The organism is Streptomyces sp. AJS327 (assembly GCF_013450295.1).
GTDB lineage: Bacteria > Actinomycetota > Actinomycetes > Streptomycetales > Streptomycetaceae > Streptomyces.
In genome coordinates, this window is the sequence record NZ_SKBR01000001.1 from 895700 (window position 1) to 911109 (window position 15410).

General features: G+C 74.5%; 12 protein-coding genes and 1 tRNA gene. 7 read left to right on the plus strand and 6 right to left on the minus strand.

Annotated elements, in window-relative coordinates; all coding sequences use genetic code 11:
* The first annotated feature begins 3 nt into the window (after window positions 1–3).
* Together E0L36_RS03545 and E0L36_RS03550 are read left to right on the plus strand one after the other, a co-directional pair.
* Window positions 4–1158 (plus strand): DUF475 domain-containing protein, encoded by a 1155-nt coding sequence (locus E0L36_RS03545; protein ID WP_180927372.1) that lies wholly within the window; start codon window positions 4–6, stop codon window positions 1156–1158.
* A gap of 96 nt (window positions 1159–1254) precedes the next feature.
* Window positions 1255–2007, plus strand: a complete 753-nt coding sequence (locus E0L36_RS03550; protein ID WP_180927373.1) for a Tellurium resistance — start codon at window positions 1255–1257, stop codon at window positions 2005–2007.
* A 77-nt stretch (window positions 2008–2084) separates the two neighbouring features.
* On the opposite strand, the gene E0L36_RS03555 is transcribed toward E0L36_RS03550, so the two are convergent.
* On the minus strand, window positions 2085–3194 hold the full coding sequence (locus E0L36_RS03555; RefSeq protein WP_180927374.1) for a TerD family protein: 1110 nt from the start codon (window positions 3192–3194) through the stop codon (window positions 2085–2087).
* A gap of 159 nt (window positions 3195–3353) precedes the next feature.
* Here E0L36_RS03555 and E0L36_RS03560 point away from each other — a divergent pair, with 159 nt between their 5' ends.
* From E0L36_RS03560 to E0L36_RS03570, 3 genes are all read left to right on the plus strand, one after another.
* The gene (locus tag E0L36_RS03560) at window positions 3354–4532 is read left to right on the plus strand and encodes an HpcH/HpaI aldolase/citrate lyase family protein (RefSeq protein WP_180927375.1); all 1179 of its coding nucleotides are present in this window, start codon (window positions 3354–3356) and stop codon (window positions 4530–4532) included.
* A gap of 281 nt (window positions 4533–4813) precedes the next feature.
* On the plus strand, window positions 4814–7480 hold the full coding sequence (locus E0L36_RS03565; RefSeq protein ID WP_374705484.1) for a phosphoribosyltransferase: 2667 nt from the start codon (window positions 4814–4816) through the stop codon (window positions 7478–7480).
* Window positions 7477–8298 carry an HAD family hydrolase gene (locus E0L36_RS03570; RefSeq protein ID WP_180927376.1) on the plus strand — a complete coding sequence of 274 codons (822 nt, stop codon included), beginning with the start codon at window positions 7477–7479 and terminating at the stop codon, window positions 8296–8298. Before E0L36_RS03565 ends, E0L36_RS03570 begins: the two co-directional genes overlap by 4 nt.
* Window positions 8299–8393: 95 nt before the next feature.
* Here E0L36_RS03570 and E0L36_RS03575 read toward each other — a convergent pair whose 3' ends face one another.
* The 3 genes from E0L36_RS03575 to E0L36_RS03585 form a co-directional block, all read right to left on the minus strand.
* Window positions 8394–8969, minus strand: coding sequence for a DUF4383 domain-containing protein (locus tag E0L36_RS03575; protein ID WP_180927377.1), 576 nt, complete (start codon window positions 8967–8969; stop codon window positions 8394–8396).
* A gap of 270 nt (window positions 8970–9239) precedes the next feature.
* Window positions 9240–9455, minus strand: a complete 216-nt coding sequence (locus tag E0L36_RS03580) for a zinc ribbon domain-containing protein (protein ID WP_180927378.1) — start codon at window positions 9453–9455, stop codon at window positions 9240–9242.
* Window positions 9456–9541: 86 nt separating this feature from the next.
* Window positions 9542–10798 (minus strand): hypothetical protein, encoded by a 1257-nt coding sequence (locus tag E0L36_RS03585; protein ID WP_180928571.1) that lies wholly within the window; start codon window positions 10796–10798, stop codon window positions 9542–9544.
* A 405-nt stretch (window positions 10799–11203) separates the two neighbouring features.
* Here E0L36_RS03585 and E0L36_RS03590 point away from each other — a divergent pair.
* Window positions 11204–11275, plus strand: a tRNA-Val gene (locus E0L36_RS03590).
* A gap of 512 nt (window positions 11276–11787) precedes the next feature.
* Here E0L36_RS03590 and E0L36_RS03595 read toward each other — a convergent pair.
* On the minus strand, window positions 11788–12444 hold the full coding sequence (locus E0L36_RS03595) for a VTT domain-containing protein (protein ID WP_219636278.1): 657 nt from the start codon (window positions 12442–12444) through the stop codon (window positions 11788–11790).
* Window positions 12445–12661: 217 nt separating this feature from the next.
* On the opposite strand from E0L36_RS03595, the gene E0L36_RS03600 reads away from it, so the two are divergent.
* Window positions 12662–13306, plus strand: coding sequence for a superoxide dismutase family protein (locus E0L36_RS03600; protein WP_180927380.1), 645 nt, complete (start codon window positions 12662–12664; stop codon window positions 13304–13306).
* 132 nt (window positions 13307–13438) lie between these two features.
* Here the strand turns inward: E0L36_RS03600 and E0L36_RS03605 are convergent, their stop codons facing one another.
* Window positions 13439–15376, minus strand: coding sequence for an FAD/NAD(P)-binding protein (locus E0L36_RS03605; RefSeq protein ID WP_180927381.1), 1938 nt, complete (start codon window positions 15374–15376; stop codon window positions 13439–13441).
* Window positions 15377–15410: the final 34 nt, after the last annotated feature.

Genomic DNA, 15410 nt, shown 5'->3' on the forward strand with positions numbered 1-15410 from the left:
CCAGTGGTTCTGAAAACCTTCGGCTGGTCCTTCGGCGTTACCGCCGCGGGGCTCGCCCTCGCCGCGTTCTTCTGGGGGTGGGAAGGCTTCGCCGTGGTGGCGATCCTGTCCATCCTGGAGATCTCGGTGTCGTTCGACAACGCGGTCGTCAACGCGAGCGTGTTGAAGAAGATGAACGCCTTCTGGCAGAGGATCTTCCTCACCATCGGCATCCTGATCGCGGTATTCGGTATGCGGCTGGTCTTCCCGGTCGTCATCGTCGCCATTACCGCCAAGACCGGGCCCATCGAAGCGGTCGAGCTCGCGATGAACGAGCCCGGCCAGTACCAGGACATGGTCACCGACGCGCACGCCGCCATCGCGGCCTTCGGTGGCATGTTCCTGTTGATGATCTTCCTCAACTTCATCTTCGAGGAGCGCGAGCACAAGTGGCTGGGCTGGTTGGAACGCCCGCTCGCCCGGCTGGGCAAGGTTGACGGGCTGGCGGTCTGTGTCGCCCTGATCGCTCTGCTGGGGTCGACGATGGCCTTCGCCACCGAGGCGCACGTCTCGGCGGGACACGAGGACAAGTCAGCGACGGTCCTGCTCGCCGGGGTCGCCGGCCTCATCACCTACCTCATCGTCGGTGGTCTCTCGGGGTACTTCGAGAACAAGCTGGAGGAGGACGAGGAGCGCCTGGAGGAGGCCGAGGAGCAGGCCAGGCGAGAGGGCAAGGAGCCCAGCATGGTGGGGCTCGCCGGCAAGGCGGCCTTCTTCATGTTCCTCTACCTGGAGGTGCTCGACGCGTCCTTCTCCTTCGACGGGGTCATCGGCGCCTTCGCTATCACCAACCACATCTTCTGGATGGCTCTGGGCCTCGGTATCGGCGCGATGTACGTCCGTTCGCTGACGGTCTACCTGGTGCGCGAGGGCACGCTGGACGACTACGTCTACCTGGAGCACGGCGCCCACTACGCGATCGGCGCGCTGGCCGCGATCCTGCTCATCACCATCAAGTTCGAGATCCACGAGATGATCACGGGTCTGGTCGGTGTGGCGCTGATCGGTGGTTCGTTCATCGCCTCGCTCCGCAAGAACCGGCGGGACGGAGCCTCGGGCGGGGGGTCGGACGACGGCCCCGGCAACGAGGACAAGGAGCCCGCGACCACCGGGGTGTGACCGGCCCCCGAATGCGGAACGCTCTGAGCGGGGCGGCCACCGGTAGCACCCGGGGGTCGCCCCGCGGCAGTTGGCCATGTCGAGTGGGGGTGTGTGATGGTCTCCCTCTGGGAGCACTGGCGGCGGGGGCTCGGTGTCCGCCACCGGGGACCGAGGTTCGACACGGGGGCTGGGACCTCGTACAACGTGCAGTTGACCAAGCGCCATCCGACGGTCTCGCTCACCGAACAGGGCGCGGACAGCGGCAGTATGCGCGTCAACCTGTTCTGGCGGATGCGCACGTCGGACCTGGGGCAGAAGCGGCGGCGGGGCTCGCTGCGGCATCCCCTGGAGATGCTGAAACCGCAGCAGGTGCAGGCGCACACCCAGGGTGTGGTCAACGTCGACCTGGACCTCGCCTGTCTGTACGAGCTGGAGGACGGCAGCAAGGGGGTGTGTCAGCCGCTGGGCGGCTTCTACGGCGATCTCCACGGGCCGCCGTACGTGAAGCTGACCGGGGACGACCGGTTCGGTTCACCGTCCGGTGAGACGCTCTACGTGAACCTCGACCACAAGGACGCGATAAAGCGGCTGCTGTTCTTCGTCTACATCTACGACAACACCCCGGCGTTCGACCGCACGTCGGCCGTCGTCACGCTGGTCCCGAGCAACGGGCCGCAGATCGAGATCGCCCTGGACGAGGCGGCGCCCCAGGCCCGGTCCTGTGCGGTGCTGTTGATGGAGAAGTCCAAGGACGAGCTGATCGTGCACCGCGAGGTGCGGTACGTCTACGGGTTCCAGGCGGAGCTCGACCGGCTCTACGGCTGGGGTCTCCAGTGGGGCCGGGGGTACAAGACCTCCAGTCTCTGACCGCCCGCCGAACGCCGCCCACCTCCTTCGGTGGGCGGCGTTCGCGCGTTCCACTCCCGACGGCGCCGCGGGGGTGCTCAGCGGGGCATGAACTGCGGCCCCTGCGGAGGCAGGGTGAAGGAGGGGTCCGGCTGCGGATAGCCGTAGGTGGGCTGCGGGTAGCCGTACGCGGGCTGGGTGGAGGGCGGCTGCTGCGGTGGGGCCGGGAAGGGCGAGGGCGCGGCCGGATGGGTCGGGTGGTCGTCCGGGTAGCGGGCGGACACCGGGGCGGGCTGGGTCTCCGGTTCCGGAGTGGGCGGCTCCGGGGCGGGGACGGGCTCCGGCACCGGGCTCGGCTCCGGCTCGGGTGCCGGTTCCGGCCGGGGTGTGGGGACCGGGTCGGGCTGCGGGAAGTCCGGTTCGGTCGGCGGCGGGGGAACGGTGCCCGTCCGGGCGGCCCGGACCGTCTCGGCGGCGTGCGGCCCGGGTTCGGGGACGCGCCACGAGCCCTGGGTCTCGTTGCCGGGGACGTAGGGCAGGGTGGCGTCCGGGTCGGGCACGGGGGGCGCCGCCGGGCTGGGCGCGGCCTCGCCCTCGGGGGTGGCGTCCGGGGGGGCCGGGGCGTCTCCGGCGCCGGTGGGCTCCGGCTTCTCCTCCAGCCCGCCACCGTCGTCGACGGAGATGCCGAACTCCGTGGCGAGGCCGACCAGTCCGGACTCGTAGCCCTGGCCCAGCGCGCGGAACTTCCAGCCCTCGCCCCGCCGGTACAGCTCGCCGCAGATCATCGCGGTCTCCGCGCCCGTCTCCGGTGCGATGACGAACTCCAGCAGCGCCTTCCCGTCCGCGGCGCCGGCGTCGTGCAGCTCCAGCCGGAGGTCGGGTACCTCGGTGAAGCTGCCGCCGTCCGCGGAGGCGGCGAGCAGCACCCGCTGGACGGTGGGGGAGAGGGAGGCGAGGTCCGCCTCGACGGCGTCCGCGATCCCGTCCGCGCCCCGGGTCTTGGGCAGGTGGCGGGCCATGCCGGAGGGGTGGCGCGGCTGGTTGTAGAAGACGAAGTCCTCGTCCGAGCCGACCTTTCCGGAGGGTCCCAGCAGCAGCGCGGACGCGTCGACGTCCGGGACCCCCGGGCCCGGGGTCCACCGCAGGACGGCCCGCACCGCTCCCGCGTCCAGCTGGGTGTTCGACCCCTTCGTCATCGCGCGCGTCATGCCCTCATCCTGCCTCCCGGAGCTGAACCGCCACAACGTGGCGCCCGAGCGGTCTACGGCGAAGTAACCACTTTTTCACCCCCTTGGAGAACTCTTTACCCAGCGGCTTCCGTACGATGAGCGGCTGTACGTCAGCTGAGACAGGAGTTCGGGATGGCCATGCGGCACTTCAGGCACCTGCCGCCCGACATCCGGGGGGCGCTCTTCCACCGGGAACCGGCCGAGTTCACCCCCGACGCCCCAGCCACCACCCTGGCCGTCGCGCTCGGCGCGACCCTCTACAGCCCCGCCACCCGGCGGGCGCTGGCGGCCGACGTACGCAAACAGGGCGCCCGCGGGGTCGTCTCGATGGTGCTGTGCCTGGAGGACTCCATAGACGACGCGGAGGTACCGCACGCCGAGGCCAACCTGGTACGGCAGTTGACGGAGCTGGACCGGGCGAGCCGCGACGGGGCGGACGCGCCGCCGCTGCCGCTGCTCTTCGTCCGGGTCCGGGAGCCGGGGCAGGTGCGTGACCTGGTGCGGCGGCTCGGCCCGGCGGTACGGCTGCTCTCCGGGTTCGTCCTGCCCAAGTTCACCGAGGAGCGCGGCGTTCCGTTCCTGACGGCGGTGGCCGAGGCGGAGGCGGAGAGCGGCGCCCGGCTGTTCGCGATGCCGGTGCTGGAGTCGCCCGAGCTGCTGCACCTGGAGACCCGGGCCGAGACGCTGGCGGGTATCGCCCGCGCCACCACCGCGCACCGCGAGCGGGTACTGGCCCTCCGCCTCGGGGTGACCGACTTCTGCTCGGCCTACGGACTGCGTCGCACCCCCGAGATGACCGCGTACGACGTGCAGTTGGTCGCCTCGGTCATCGGGGACGTGGTGAACCTGCTCGGCCGGGCCGACGGCACCGGCTTCACCGTGACCGGGCCGGTCTGGGAGTACTTCCGCCCGCCGGAGCGGATGTTCAAACCCCAGCTGCGCCGCAGCCCCTTCATGTCCGGCCGGGCGGACGCGCTGCGCACCACGCTCATCGAGCACGACATGGACGGGCTGCTGCGCGAGATCGAACTCGACCGGGCCAACGGGCTGTTGGGCAAGACCTGCATCCACCCCTCGCACGTCCCCCCGGTGCACGCGCTGTCCGTGGTGAGCCACGAGGAGTACAGCGACGCCACGGACATCCTGCTCCCCGAACGGAACGGAGGCGGAGTGATGCGCTCCGCGTACACCAACAAGATGAACGAGGTGAAGCCGCACCGCGCGTGGGCCGAGCGGACCCTGCGCCGCGCCGAGGTCTTCGGCGTCGCCCGGGCGGGCGTGGGCTTCGTCGAGCTGCTGGCGGCGAGCGTCGAATGACGGGCGAGCGCCGGGTGACGGCGGCCGGGACGCGCGGCCCCCACCCCGAGACGGCGGACGCGGCACCGCGCACGGAACCCGAGGGCGCGGCCCCGGCACCGGCCCCGCCGTCAGGCGGCGACGCGGCGGGACCGGCGGTACCCCCCGCCCGGACCGGCGGCCCGGGAGGGACGGAGGAACCGGAAACCCCGGGAAGCCCGGAGCATCCCGCACCTCCGGAGCCGTCCGGCGAACCGGTGGCCAACTCCGGGGAGCCGGAGCCCTGTTGGCCCGGTACCTGGGTGGCCGAGCGGCTCGGCGTCCGGCTGCGGGAGGGCGGTCCCGCCGGGGCGCCCGGGCTCCGCTCCGTGCTCGGACTGGCGCTGCGCCGCAACCCCCGGCGCGCGCACCTGCTGGTCTCCCGGGTGCTCGGCAAGCACGTACCGGCCCGGCCCGGAGAGGTGTGGGAGACCGGGCTGCGCCTCGGCGCCCGGGTCCGCGAACTGCTCGGCGACGCGGAGGCCGACCGCGCGGTGGTCCTGGGCTACGCGGAGACCGCCACCGGGCTCGGCCACAGCGTCGCGGACGGCGTCGGTGGCGTCCGCTACCTGCACTCGACCCGTCGGCTGGTGCCCGGGGTGGCCCCCGTCGGCGGGTTCGAGGAGGAACACAGCCACGCCACTTCTCATCTGCTGCTGCCCGAGGACCCGGAGCTGCTCAGCGGGGACGGGCCGCTGGTGTTGGTGGACGACGAGCTGTCCACCGGACGGACGGTCCGCAACACCGTCGCCGCCCTGCGCGACACCGCGCCGGGCCGCCGCCGCTGCGTGATCGTCACGCTGGTGGACGTGCGCTCGGCCGCCGACCGGGCCGCGTTCGACGAGGCCGCCGCCGCGCTGGGGATGCGCGTCGACGTGGTGGCGCTGGCCACCGGGCGGGTCGAGCTGCCGGACGATGTGCTGCTCCGGGGACGGGAGTTGGTGGCCCAGCACGACGAACGGACGCCGGTCGCACCCGCGCCCTCCGCGAACGGCTCCGCGCCCCCGGCGGGCCCCGGCGGCTCCGGCGGCGGGCCCGCGCCCGCGCCGCACCGGCTGGACCTCGGCTGGCCCACCGGGCTGCCGGACGGGGGACGGCACGGCTTCACCGAGGCCCACCGCCGACGGCTGAACGCCGCCCTCCCCGGTATGGCGGAGCGCCTGGCGGACGGGCTGCGCCGGGCCGGTGTGCCCCTCGCCCATCCCGAACCCACCCCCACGCCCGGGGAACCCGTACTCCCCACCTCCGCGCACTCGACCCCCGCACCGCCGCGTCCCGCCGCCGGGCCGCGCCCCCCGCGCGTCCTGGTGCTCGGCAGCGAGGAGCTGATGTACGCGCCCCTGCGGCTGGCCGAGGCGCTGGAGCGGCGGCTCGGCACGGCGGCCGAGGTGCGGTTCTCCACCACCACCCGCTCCCCGGTCCTCAGCGTGGACGACCCGGGCTACGCGGTGCGTACCGCCCTGCGCTTCCCCGCGCATGACGCGCCCCGCGAGGGCCCCGGCGAGCGCTACGCGTACAACGTGGCGCCCGGCGCCGACCCGGAGCGCCGCTTCGACGCGGTGGCCGCCGTGGTCGACTCCGCCGGGGACACCCCTGAACTGCACGCCCCCGACGGGCTGTTGGCCCGGCTGGCCGAGCACACCGACCGGGTGCTGCTGGCCGTCCTGCCCGCGTACGCCCCGACCGCGACCCCCGCCCCGCCCGCCCCGCCCCCCGGCGCGAGGACCCCCGCGACGGCCCCGACCCCCGACCCGGCCCCGGAGGCGGCGGTGTGGCGGGGGCCCCGGCCGCTGTACGGGCCCGCCTTCTCCTCCTACCGGGCCGAGGAGGTCGGCTGGCTGCTCCAGGACCTCTCCGGCGCCGCGCTGGAAGCCCCCACCGAGGAGCGGGAGGAGGCCATCCAGCGGGGCGGGGCGCACTACGCGGAGTCACTGCCCGTCGAGTACCAGCCCAGCCCGGAGTACCAGCGGCTGTTCCACACCGCGCTGGAGTCCTCGGCGGCCCGCGTCGCCCGCGCCGTCGGCACCGTCACCGACACCGTGCTCGCCGAGCACCGGGCCGCCCGGCCGGGGAGCGACGGCCCGGTGCTGGTCTCGCTCGCCCGCGCGGGAACCCCCGTCGGGGTGCTGATGCGGCGCTGGGCCCTGCGGACGCGGGGGACGCGGCTGCACCACTACGCCGTCTCCATCGTGCGCGGACGGGGCATCGACACCACCGCCCTGCGCTACCTCGCCGCCCACCACGACCCCGCCGACGTCGTGTTCGTCGACGGCTGGACCGGCAAGGGCGCGATCACCCGGGAGCTGGCCGAGGCGCTGCGGCCCTTCCCCGGCTTCGTCCCGCGGCTCGCGGTGCTCGCCGACCCCGGCTCCTGCGTGCGCACCTACGGCACCAGGGAGGACTACCTCATCCCCTCCGCCTGCCTCAACTCCACCGTCTCCGGGCTGATCTCGCGCACCGTGCTCCGCGCCGACCTGGTGGGCCCGGACGACTTCCACGGCGCGAAGTTCTACCGCGAGCTGGCCCCGGCGGACGTCTCGGCCCGCTTCCTCGACACCGTCGAGGCGCGCTTCCCCGAGGTGGCGGAGCGGGTGGCCGAGGACGTGCGCGGACTGCTCGCCGCCGACCGGGCCCCCACCTGGGCGGGCTGGCGGGCGGTGGAGCGGATCAGCGCCGAGTACGGCATCCACGACGTCAACCTCGTCAAACCCGGTGTCGGCGAGACCACCCGCGTCCTGCTGCGGCGCGTCCCCTGGCGCGTCCTGACCCGTACCGGCGCCGGAGCCGAACTGGACCACGTACGGCTGCTCGCCGAGCAGCGCGGCGTCCCGGTCGAGGAGGCGGGCGACCTGCCGTACAGCTGCGTCGGACTGATCCACCCCCGCTACACCAGGGGCGCCACCGGCGCCGACGGAAAGGCCACCGGATGACCCCGCCCCCCGGCGCGCCCGTCGTCGCCAGCGACCTCGACCGCACCCTGATCTACTCGGCCGCCGCGCTCGCCTTCGACGCCCCGGACGCGGCCGCGCCCCGGCTGCTCTGCGTCGAGGTGTACAAGGGCGCGCCGCTCTCCTTCATGACGGAGACGGCGGCCGCGACGCTCGCCGAACTCGCCGCGCACGCCCACTTCGTGCCCACCACCACCCGCACCCGCGAGCAGTACGCGCGGGTCCGGCTGCCCGGCCCGCCGCCGCGCTACGCGATCTGCGCCAACGGTGGCCACCTGCTGGTGGACGGGGAGAGCGACCCCGGCTGGCGGGCCCGCGTCCGACGGGAACTCACCGCCTGCGCCCCGCTCGACGAGGTGCGCGCCGAGCTGTCCCGCGCGGCCGACCCCGCCTGGCTGCGGAAGCTCCGCACCGCCGAGGACCTCTTCGTGTACCTGGTCGTCGACCGCGACGCGCTGCCGGGGACCTGGCTGAAGGAACGCGCCGCCTGGCTCGACGAGCGCGGCTGGAGCCTGTCCCTCCAGGGCCGCAAGGTGTACGCCGTGCCCCGCCCGCTCACCAAGAGCGCCGCCGCCGCCGAGGTGGCCCGCCGCACCGGCGCCGGGCTCGTCTGCGCCGCGGGGGACTCGCTGCTCGACGCCGACCTGCTGCTCGACGCCGACCGGGGCTGGCGCCCGGGCCACGGGGAACTGGCCGCGGACGGCTGGGCGGCACCGCACGTCACGGCGGTTCCGGAGCGCGGGGTCGCGGCCGGGGAGCGCATCCTCGCCCTGCTACGGGAGGCCGTGCGCCCCGAGTAGCCGCCGGCCGGGCACCGCGGCGCCGGAACCGGGCGTCGGGACCGTGCGCCGGACCGGGCACGCCGGGACCGGACAGGCCACCGGGTGGCCGGGCCTCACTCCAGCCGGGGCCGCTGTCCCTGATGCCGCTGCCCGGTGTGCCGGGGAGCCCGGTCGCCCCGCTCCTCGCGCACCGCCTGCTCCGGGTGGCGGCTGCGCCAGTACGGGTTGTCGTGCGGCAGCGCGCTGCCCACCCGCCCGTACATCCCGAAGACCATCAGCAGCAGCCCCACCACGAAGCTGAACAGCACGTTACGCAGCTGGAACGCCAGCACGTTCCAACCGGTCTCCAGCAGGGCGAGGTTGATGAAACCGCTGAGCACGAAGGTCAGGCCCAGCACGATGTTCAGCGAGGAGGCCGTGTTACCGCCCCGCACCATCCCGCCGAACAGCACCGCGCCCACCGCGATGGACAGCACGCTCAGCGCGCCGTTGGTGCTCAGCCCGGCGACGATCTGGCCCGGTGTCTCGAAGAAGCCCACGTCCGACGATCCGGCGAACCCCAGGATGCCGAAGGTGAGCAGCAACAGCCCTGTCAGCCCGGCGCCGACCCGGTAGACCCGGCTCAGCCGGTGGTCCACGGGGAGGTGCTCGTCGAGCAGGGCGCTGCTGACGATCGAAGCGCCAGCCATGGGTCAAGCCCCCTTGGGGGTCGCGGATGCGGTCCTGGCGGAACGCCTCCCTCCAGCATCCGCCCGCGCCGCCCACGCTTCAACCGAAGCCCGTCCGCCCCGCCCCACCCGGGCTCTGCCGTACTGAGGCTCTGCCGGACTGAGGCTCCCGCCTATCGGGCTCCGCCCCGCCAGCCCCCACCGCTCCGGACCGCTCCGGAAACGGGAAGCGCCGCCCCGCCCCCCCCGGGACCGCCGCCGATGCCGGGCCACGCGCCCGGCCGCCGGGGCTCAGCCGCAGCAGCCCCCGCCGCAGCAGCCGCCCCCGCCCGAGGGGGCCGCGGGCGCCGCGGGCGCGGCCGTACCGCCCACCGCCACCGTGGACAGCAGCTTCACGGTGTCACCGTGTCCCTCCGGACAGTCAGCGGGCGCGCTCGACTCCGCCATCGGACGGTTCAGCTCGAAGGTGGCCCCGCACTCGCGGCAGCGGTACTCGTATCGCGGCATGCGACCAGCGTAGCCGTGTGGCCCCACCACGGACCCCGCCAGGACCGCTTCCCGGCCGCCCCGGCAACCAGCCGGACGGGACCGGGCTAGCCGCCGCCCGCGCGATCCTGCCGGATCTGATCCACCACGCGCTGCGCCGTCTCGCGCACCGCGTCCAGCTCGCTGAGCAGGTGCCAGTAGTCCGGATGACGGCCGGTGAGCGAGTCCACCGCGCGCCGCACCCGCTCCACCGCGCTGTCCAGCGGCCCCGCGTGCCGCGGGTCCGGAGTGCTGCGCCCGGCCATCGCCAGCCGCTGCGCGTCCCGCACCGCGAACCGGGCGCGCTCCACCTCCGCGGTGTGGTCCGCCGCGACCTCGTCCAGCCGGCGCAGCCGCTCCGTCACGGCCTTGACGGCCTCGTCGGTGCCGTCCAGCAGCGCCCGGGTGGTGGACAGGAGCGCGGTGGTGTCCGCCCAGCGCTGCTGCTCCCGGGCCTCCCTGGCCTCCCGCAGTCGCTCCTCCGCCTGCCGCACTGACTCCCCGGCCTCGCGCGGCACCTGCTGGAGGTCCTCCCAGCAGGCCAGGCTGAACCGGCGGCGCAACTCGCTGAGCACCGGCTCGCACTGCTCCGCCCTGGTGTGCAGGGCCTGTGCCCTGGTCCGCAGCGAGGACAGGCGCTTGTCCAGCTCGGCGGCGGTCTCCGGCAGTCGCTCCACCTCGCTGCGGATGGCCCCGGCCTCCCGCACCACCCGGTCGGCCCGCCGCACCGTCTCGTGCACGCCGTGCTGCCCGGCGCCCTCGTTGAGCTTGGTCAGTTCCGGGGAGAGGGCGGCGAGCCGGGCGGCGTGGTCATCGGCCCGCAGACCCGAGCCGCGGACCCGGTCGAGCGACTCGCTGGCCGCCAGCAGCCCCTGCCGGGCCCGCTCCACGGCGGGCGCCACCCGGGCCAGCTGGTTCTCCGCCTGCGTCAGCAGCGTGCCGAGCCCCTGGGAGAAGCGGTCCAGCTCGGCCTTGACCCGGTCCAAGTCCTCCCGGGCACGGGCGAGTTCGGCCCGGGCGCGGGAGGCGGTGCCGGAGTCGAGATCGTCCCGGTCGAGATCGTGCGCGTCGACGGCGGTGATGTACTCGTGGCTCGCGTGGTCGATGCGCGTACAGAGCTGGGCGAACTCCTCGACCGTCCGGCGCGCCGCGGCGGAGTTCTCCACCGCGCTGATCGTCTCGACCGAGATGCGCACCTCGCGCTGGGCGGTGTCCAGCGCGTAGAAGGCGGCCGCTGCGGCGTCCTTGGCGGCTTGGGCCTCGGTCCGCAGGTTCTCCGCACGCCCGCCGCCCCACCCCCAGCGGCGAGTGCCCCCGCCGTTCATCGCCGTCACGAATCCCTCTCCCGTGTGTGCCGCAGCCGTAGGACCGACCGCCATTCTCCCACCCCGTTCCAACGAACACACGGGCCCGATAGTTCACCGCCCCCACCCCGGCCCCGGTCCCGCCCCCGGCTGCCCCGGGCCACGAGGCTCCACCCCGGCCACCGCGCGCCCCTCCGGCCGCCGCCGGGGCCGGGGCCGGGAACGGCCGCCCCGTTTCCTCCACCCCTCCGCTTCCTCCACCTCTCTGGCCTCTCCGGCCTCTCCGGCCTCTCCGGCCTCTCCGGCCTCTCCGGCCTCTCCGGCCTCTCCGGCCTCTCCGGCCGTCCGGTGGGGCGCGGACGGGCGGGTCCGGGGGTTTGCGCGCTCCCGCCGGTCACGGGGTACGCTGTGCGTTCGTCAGCATGGGGGCGCATAGCTCAGCGGTAGAGCGCTTGCCTTACAAGCAAGATGTCACTGGTTCGATCCCAGTTGTGCCCACCCTGTAGAAGCAGGTCGGAGCCCCGCCGAGCATCCTCGGCGGGGCTCTGGTGCGTACCGGGGGTTTAACGGGGCTCTGGTGCGTACCGGGTGTCTAACTGAGTTGCCCCTGCCTCGCGATGTCGCCGCACAGGGTGCTGCGGCACCAGGGCGCAGGGCGGAGAAGTCCCCTTCGCCGCACGGCTGTTGAGTCGATTCCCCGCCGGAGTCCGGGTGCCCCGGAGTCCGGGAATCCGGGCGTTCGGGGATCTGGGTGCGCGGCGGGGGCGGCGTACGTCGGTGCGTGGCGGGGAGCCGGGTGCGGAGCCGGTAGGCGGCCACTGGGCGCCGGGAGCGGTGCCGGAGGCTGGCGGGGGACGGGCGATGGCGCGCGGCGTGTGGGGTCGTGCGGAAGGGGCGTCGCGTCAGTCGCTGTGGCCTTGTGGGGAGGGGCGGCGCTGGCGCGGGGGTCGCGGGGTGGCCGGAGGCGCGCGGTGGGGCGGAGGCCGAAGTGGCGGGGTGGGGCGGGGAGTTCAGGCGGGGTCGGCGGTGGGCTGCACGGGTGCGCGCCGTATGACGTAGGCGGCGAGCGATCCGGCGGCGAAGAGCGCCAGGACGGAGACGCCGGTGCCGAGCCAGGAGGCGCCGAGCCACTGCACTCCGAAGTAGCCGAGGCTGACGCTGTAGACGGCCCAGGTGAGGCCGGCCAGCAGGGACCAGGGGATGAAGTCCTTGGGGCGGCGACGGGCTGCCCCGGCGGTCAGGCTGATGACGGAGCGCCCGGCGGGGGCGAAGCGGGCCAGCACGACGAGGGCGCCGCCGCCCCGGACGAGCGCGTCGCTGAGGCGGGCCTGAGCGACCGTCAGCCGGCGGGAGCGGGCGATGGCGCGGTCGAAGCGGTGGCCGCCGCGCCAGGCGAGCTGGTAGGCGAAGAGGTCGCCGACGACGGAGGCGACGGTGGCGCAGAGCACGAGCAGCAGCATCTCGGGGAAGTGCGCGGCCTCGGCGGCGGCCCGGGCGGAGGCGGGGAGGTTGGCGGCTTCGGCGGCGGTGGTGCCCGCGACGGCGGTCGCGGCGGTGATCACGAGGACGCCGCTGGGCAGCAGGGGGAAGAAGACGTCGAGCAGTACGGACGTCGCGATGATCGCGTAGATCCATGGGGATCCGGTCAGTGACCCCAGGATGTCCATCACTGCGCAGTCCCCGTTTCTGCTCTCCCGTTTCCGTCGACGTCCCCTCGTGTCCGCCGACGTTTCCTACCGACTCTCCGCGCACAGCCGTTTACCGCCGCACAGCGTACGCGGGCATCGCCCGGACAGGTCCGTTGGGGGGACGTGGCCACGATCTCATCACAATCCGCGATACAGATGCACGTGATCAGCGCACTCGGCACAGACGGAGGCGGAGATGACGGTGCGGACGGTGGCGGCGGTCGTGACGGCGGCGGTGCTCGCGGTCGGTGGGGCGACGGGCAGCGCGGGCGCTGACCAGCGGCCGGGGAGCCAACCGCGGGGCGGTGAGGCGGGCGAGGAGTCCGGAGAGTACTGGATGCGGGCGCGCGGTGTCTTCGCCCCGCCCCGTGGTTCCACGGCCCCGGCGGCCGTCACCCACGACCAGCGGCGGGTGCCGAAGGGGGCGCGGATCGAGGTGGTGTGGCGGGTCGGCCCCCTCGGGATGACGGTGCGGCTGAAGGTCTCCGGGGTGGCGCCGGACCGGGTCTACGGCGCCCACGTCCACACCGGGACCTGCGGGCCGCGCCCCGCCGACTCGGGGCCGCACTACCAGCACCGCGAGGATCCCCGGCAGCCGTCGACGGACCCGCGGTACGCGAACGAACGGAACGAGGTCTGGCTGGACTTCCGGGCCGACGGGGAGGGCCGGGGCACCGCCTCCACCTGGCACGAGTGGCGCTTCCGGAAGGGGGAGGCCCGGTCGCTGGTGCTGCACGAGCACGCGACGGGGACCGGTGAGGGGCACGCGGGGGACGCCGGTGCGCGGCTCGCCTGCTTCACCGTCCCCTTCGACCGTGCGCCGGGCCGCTCCGCCGGGTAGCCGCCGCCGGGTACGCGCGGCGGACGGTGTTCCGCCGCCGGTGACCTTCCCCTCAACTCCGCCCGCCGCTCCGTCCGTTCGCCCGCCGCTGGGCGACGTGGGGTGGCGGGCGCGGTGCGTCCTGGGGTGGGGTCAGCCGCGGCTGCCGGTCAGGTCGGCGGGGGTGGGACGCCGCTCGCGCGGGGTGGGCGCGGGCTCCGGCGGCCGGGTGGGTGGTGCGGTGGTGAGGGAGCGCAGCAGGGCGCGGGCGACGGCGTCGGTGTCGGTCAGCGTCACGGAGTTCACGCCCGGACGCGCTCCGGCGGCCGTCGCCCAGTGCACGCCCTCGGTGGGGACGCCGACGGCGAACCGGCGGGGATGTGCCCGTCCCTGGCGTTCGATCAGGTGGTACGGGCTCTCGGTGACGTCCAGTCCGGCTGTCGGATAGCCCCGTGTGGAGTGCGTCCGGCAGGCGCCGTCGGCCAGGAGCTCGTTGAGCAGCGGGTCCGCGGTGTCCCGGATTCCGGGTTCGGGGAGCCGCGCCTCGATGAGGGTGCGGGCGGTGTGGGTGGCGCCGGGCACGGCGGGGGAACTCGCGGTGAAGCCGTCGGGGCCGGTGCGCACCTCCATCCGGGGGCCGAGCGGTTCGACCACGCCCGCCTCGACGAGCGCGGCCAGCTGGGCGACGCGGGAGAGCGGCGGGCCGATGGAGAGGAAGGCGTTCAGCGGGGTGTACCAGTTGTCCAGGCGGTGGCGGGAGGTCCCGGTCAGCCCGCCGTGGTCGACGATCTGCCGGATCTCGTTCCGCAGGTCCCGCAGGACGTCCAGGGCGGCCTTCACGGGGCCCTCGACGTTGCCCAGGGCCGCGTCGGCCACGTCCTGGTGGAGCCGGGTGAGCAGCCAGTCGCGGAAGTCCGCGGGGCCGGTGAAGTCCCGTCCGGCGTCGGGGTGTTCGAGGGCCGTCCAGTCCCAGCGGCGTCCGTCGAGCCGGTGGGCGGCGAGGACGGCGGTCTCCTCGGCGGAGCCGTGCCGGGTGGGGAGGAAGCGGTCCAGGAACCCGGTGGCGCCGGAGGTGGGCCGCTCGCGTCGGGCGAGCAGCGCCGCGTAGTAGACCGCCTCGACCTCCTTGGCGATCAGCGGCCAGACCTCGGTGTGGAAGTCGGGTGGCGCGCCGTCGTCCGCCCGTTTCCGGAATCCGGCTATCAGCTCGGGGGTGAGCAGCAGCGGTTCGTGACGTCCGTGCGCGCCCTTGGCGTTGGCGCCGCGCGCGTGGTACGGGATGCCGCGTCGTGAACCGGCGATCAGCCGGGGCTCCCGGCCGGAGGGGTGGTAGCGCAGCCGGGAGGGCGCGTCCGCGCGGGGGGTGAAGTGGCCGCCGCGGCCCTCGGTCAGCAGGGCCACGTGGTCGAAGAAGGTGAGGCCGAGGCCGCGCAGCAGGACCGGCTGCCCGGCGGGTATCGCCGCCAACTGGGGCAGCAGGTCGGCCGGGTTGGCGGGTGGCAGGTAGCGCAGTCCGTGCTCCCGCGCGTACGTGGTGAGCTGGCGCCGCGCGGTGTCGGGGAGCGCGGGCAGATGGCCCTGCGCGAGCACCACCGAGGTGAGGGCGGGTGTCACCGTGCCGTCGGAGAGGGTGATCCACTGCCGTCCGCCCTCCTCGCGCAGGGAGACGGCGCGCGCCCGGTGGACCTCCACGGTCACCGCGTCGGGGGCGTGGGCGACCACCTCGTCGAAGACCCACTCCAGGTAGTCGCCGTAGCGGGCGCGGGTGGGGTAGTCGTCCGGGCCGAGGGCGCCGGGACGACGCCGCTCCGACCACTCGTACAGGCTCGGGCCCTCGCGGATCGGGCCCTCGGCGGTGACGCTCGGGTCGGTGTACAGCGTCACCTGGGAGGCGACGGTGTTCATCAGCAGGTGCCGGGACTGCGTGGCCCGCCAGACCCGGCCCGGTCCCGGCCGTTCCGGGTCGATCACATGCACCGTCAACCGGTCGCCGGGCGGGAGGAGTTCGGGGGCGGAGGCGCAGATCCGCTCCACCACGCTGGTGCCCCGCGGACCCGCTCCGACGACGGCGATGGCGTGGTGCTGAGCCACGGGGTTCTCCTGGTGCGAGGGGGGCGTGTGGGGC

What these genes read in the sequence shown, in the direction of transcription:
- E0L36_RS03550 (WP_180927373.1), top strand. Translation starts at nt 1,255, where the DNA reads ATGGTCTCCCTCTGGGAGCACTGGCGGCGGGGGCTCGGTGTCCGCCAC.
- E0L36_RS03555 (WP_180927374.1), bottom strand. Translation starts at nt 3,194, where the DNA reads ATGACGCGCGCGATGACGAAGGGGTCGAACACCCAGCTGGACGCGGGA.
- E0L36_RS03560 (WP_180927375.1), top strand. Translation starts at nt 3,354, where the DNA reads ATGCGGCACTTCAGGCACCTGCCGCCCGACATCCGGGGGGCGCTCTTC.
- E0L36_RS03570 (WP_180927376.1), top strand. Translation starts at nt 7,477, where the DNA reads ATGACCCCGCCCCCCGGCGCGCCCGTCGTCGCCAGCGACCTCGACCGC.
- E0L36_RS03575 (WP_180927377.1), bottom strand. Translation starts at nt 8,969, where the DNA reads ATGGCTGGCGCTTCGATCGTCAGCAGCGCCCTGCTCGACGAGCACCTC.
- E0L36_RS03580 (WP_180927378.1), bottom strand. Translation starts at nt 9,455, where the DNA reads ATGCCGCGATACGAGTACCGCTGCCGCGAGTGCGGGGCCACCTTCGAG.
- E0L36_RS03585 (WP_180928571.1), bottom strand. Translation starts at nt 10,798, where the DNA reads ATGAACGGCGGGGGCACTCGCCGCTGGGGGTGGGGCGGCGGGCGTGCG.
- E0L36_RS03595 (WP_219636278.1), bottom strand. Translation starts at nt 12,444, where the DNA reads ATGGACATCCTGGGGTCACTGACCGGATCCCCATGGATCTACGCGATC.
- E0L36_RS03600 (WP_180927380.1), top strand. Translation starts at nt 12,662, where the DNA reads ATGACGGTGCGGACGGTGGCGGCGGTCGTGACGGCGGCGGTGCTCGCG.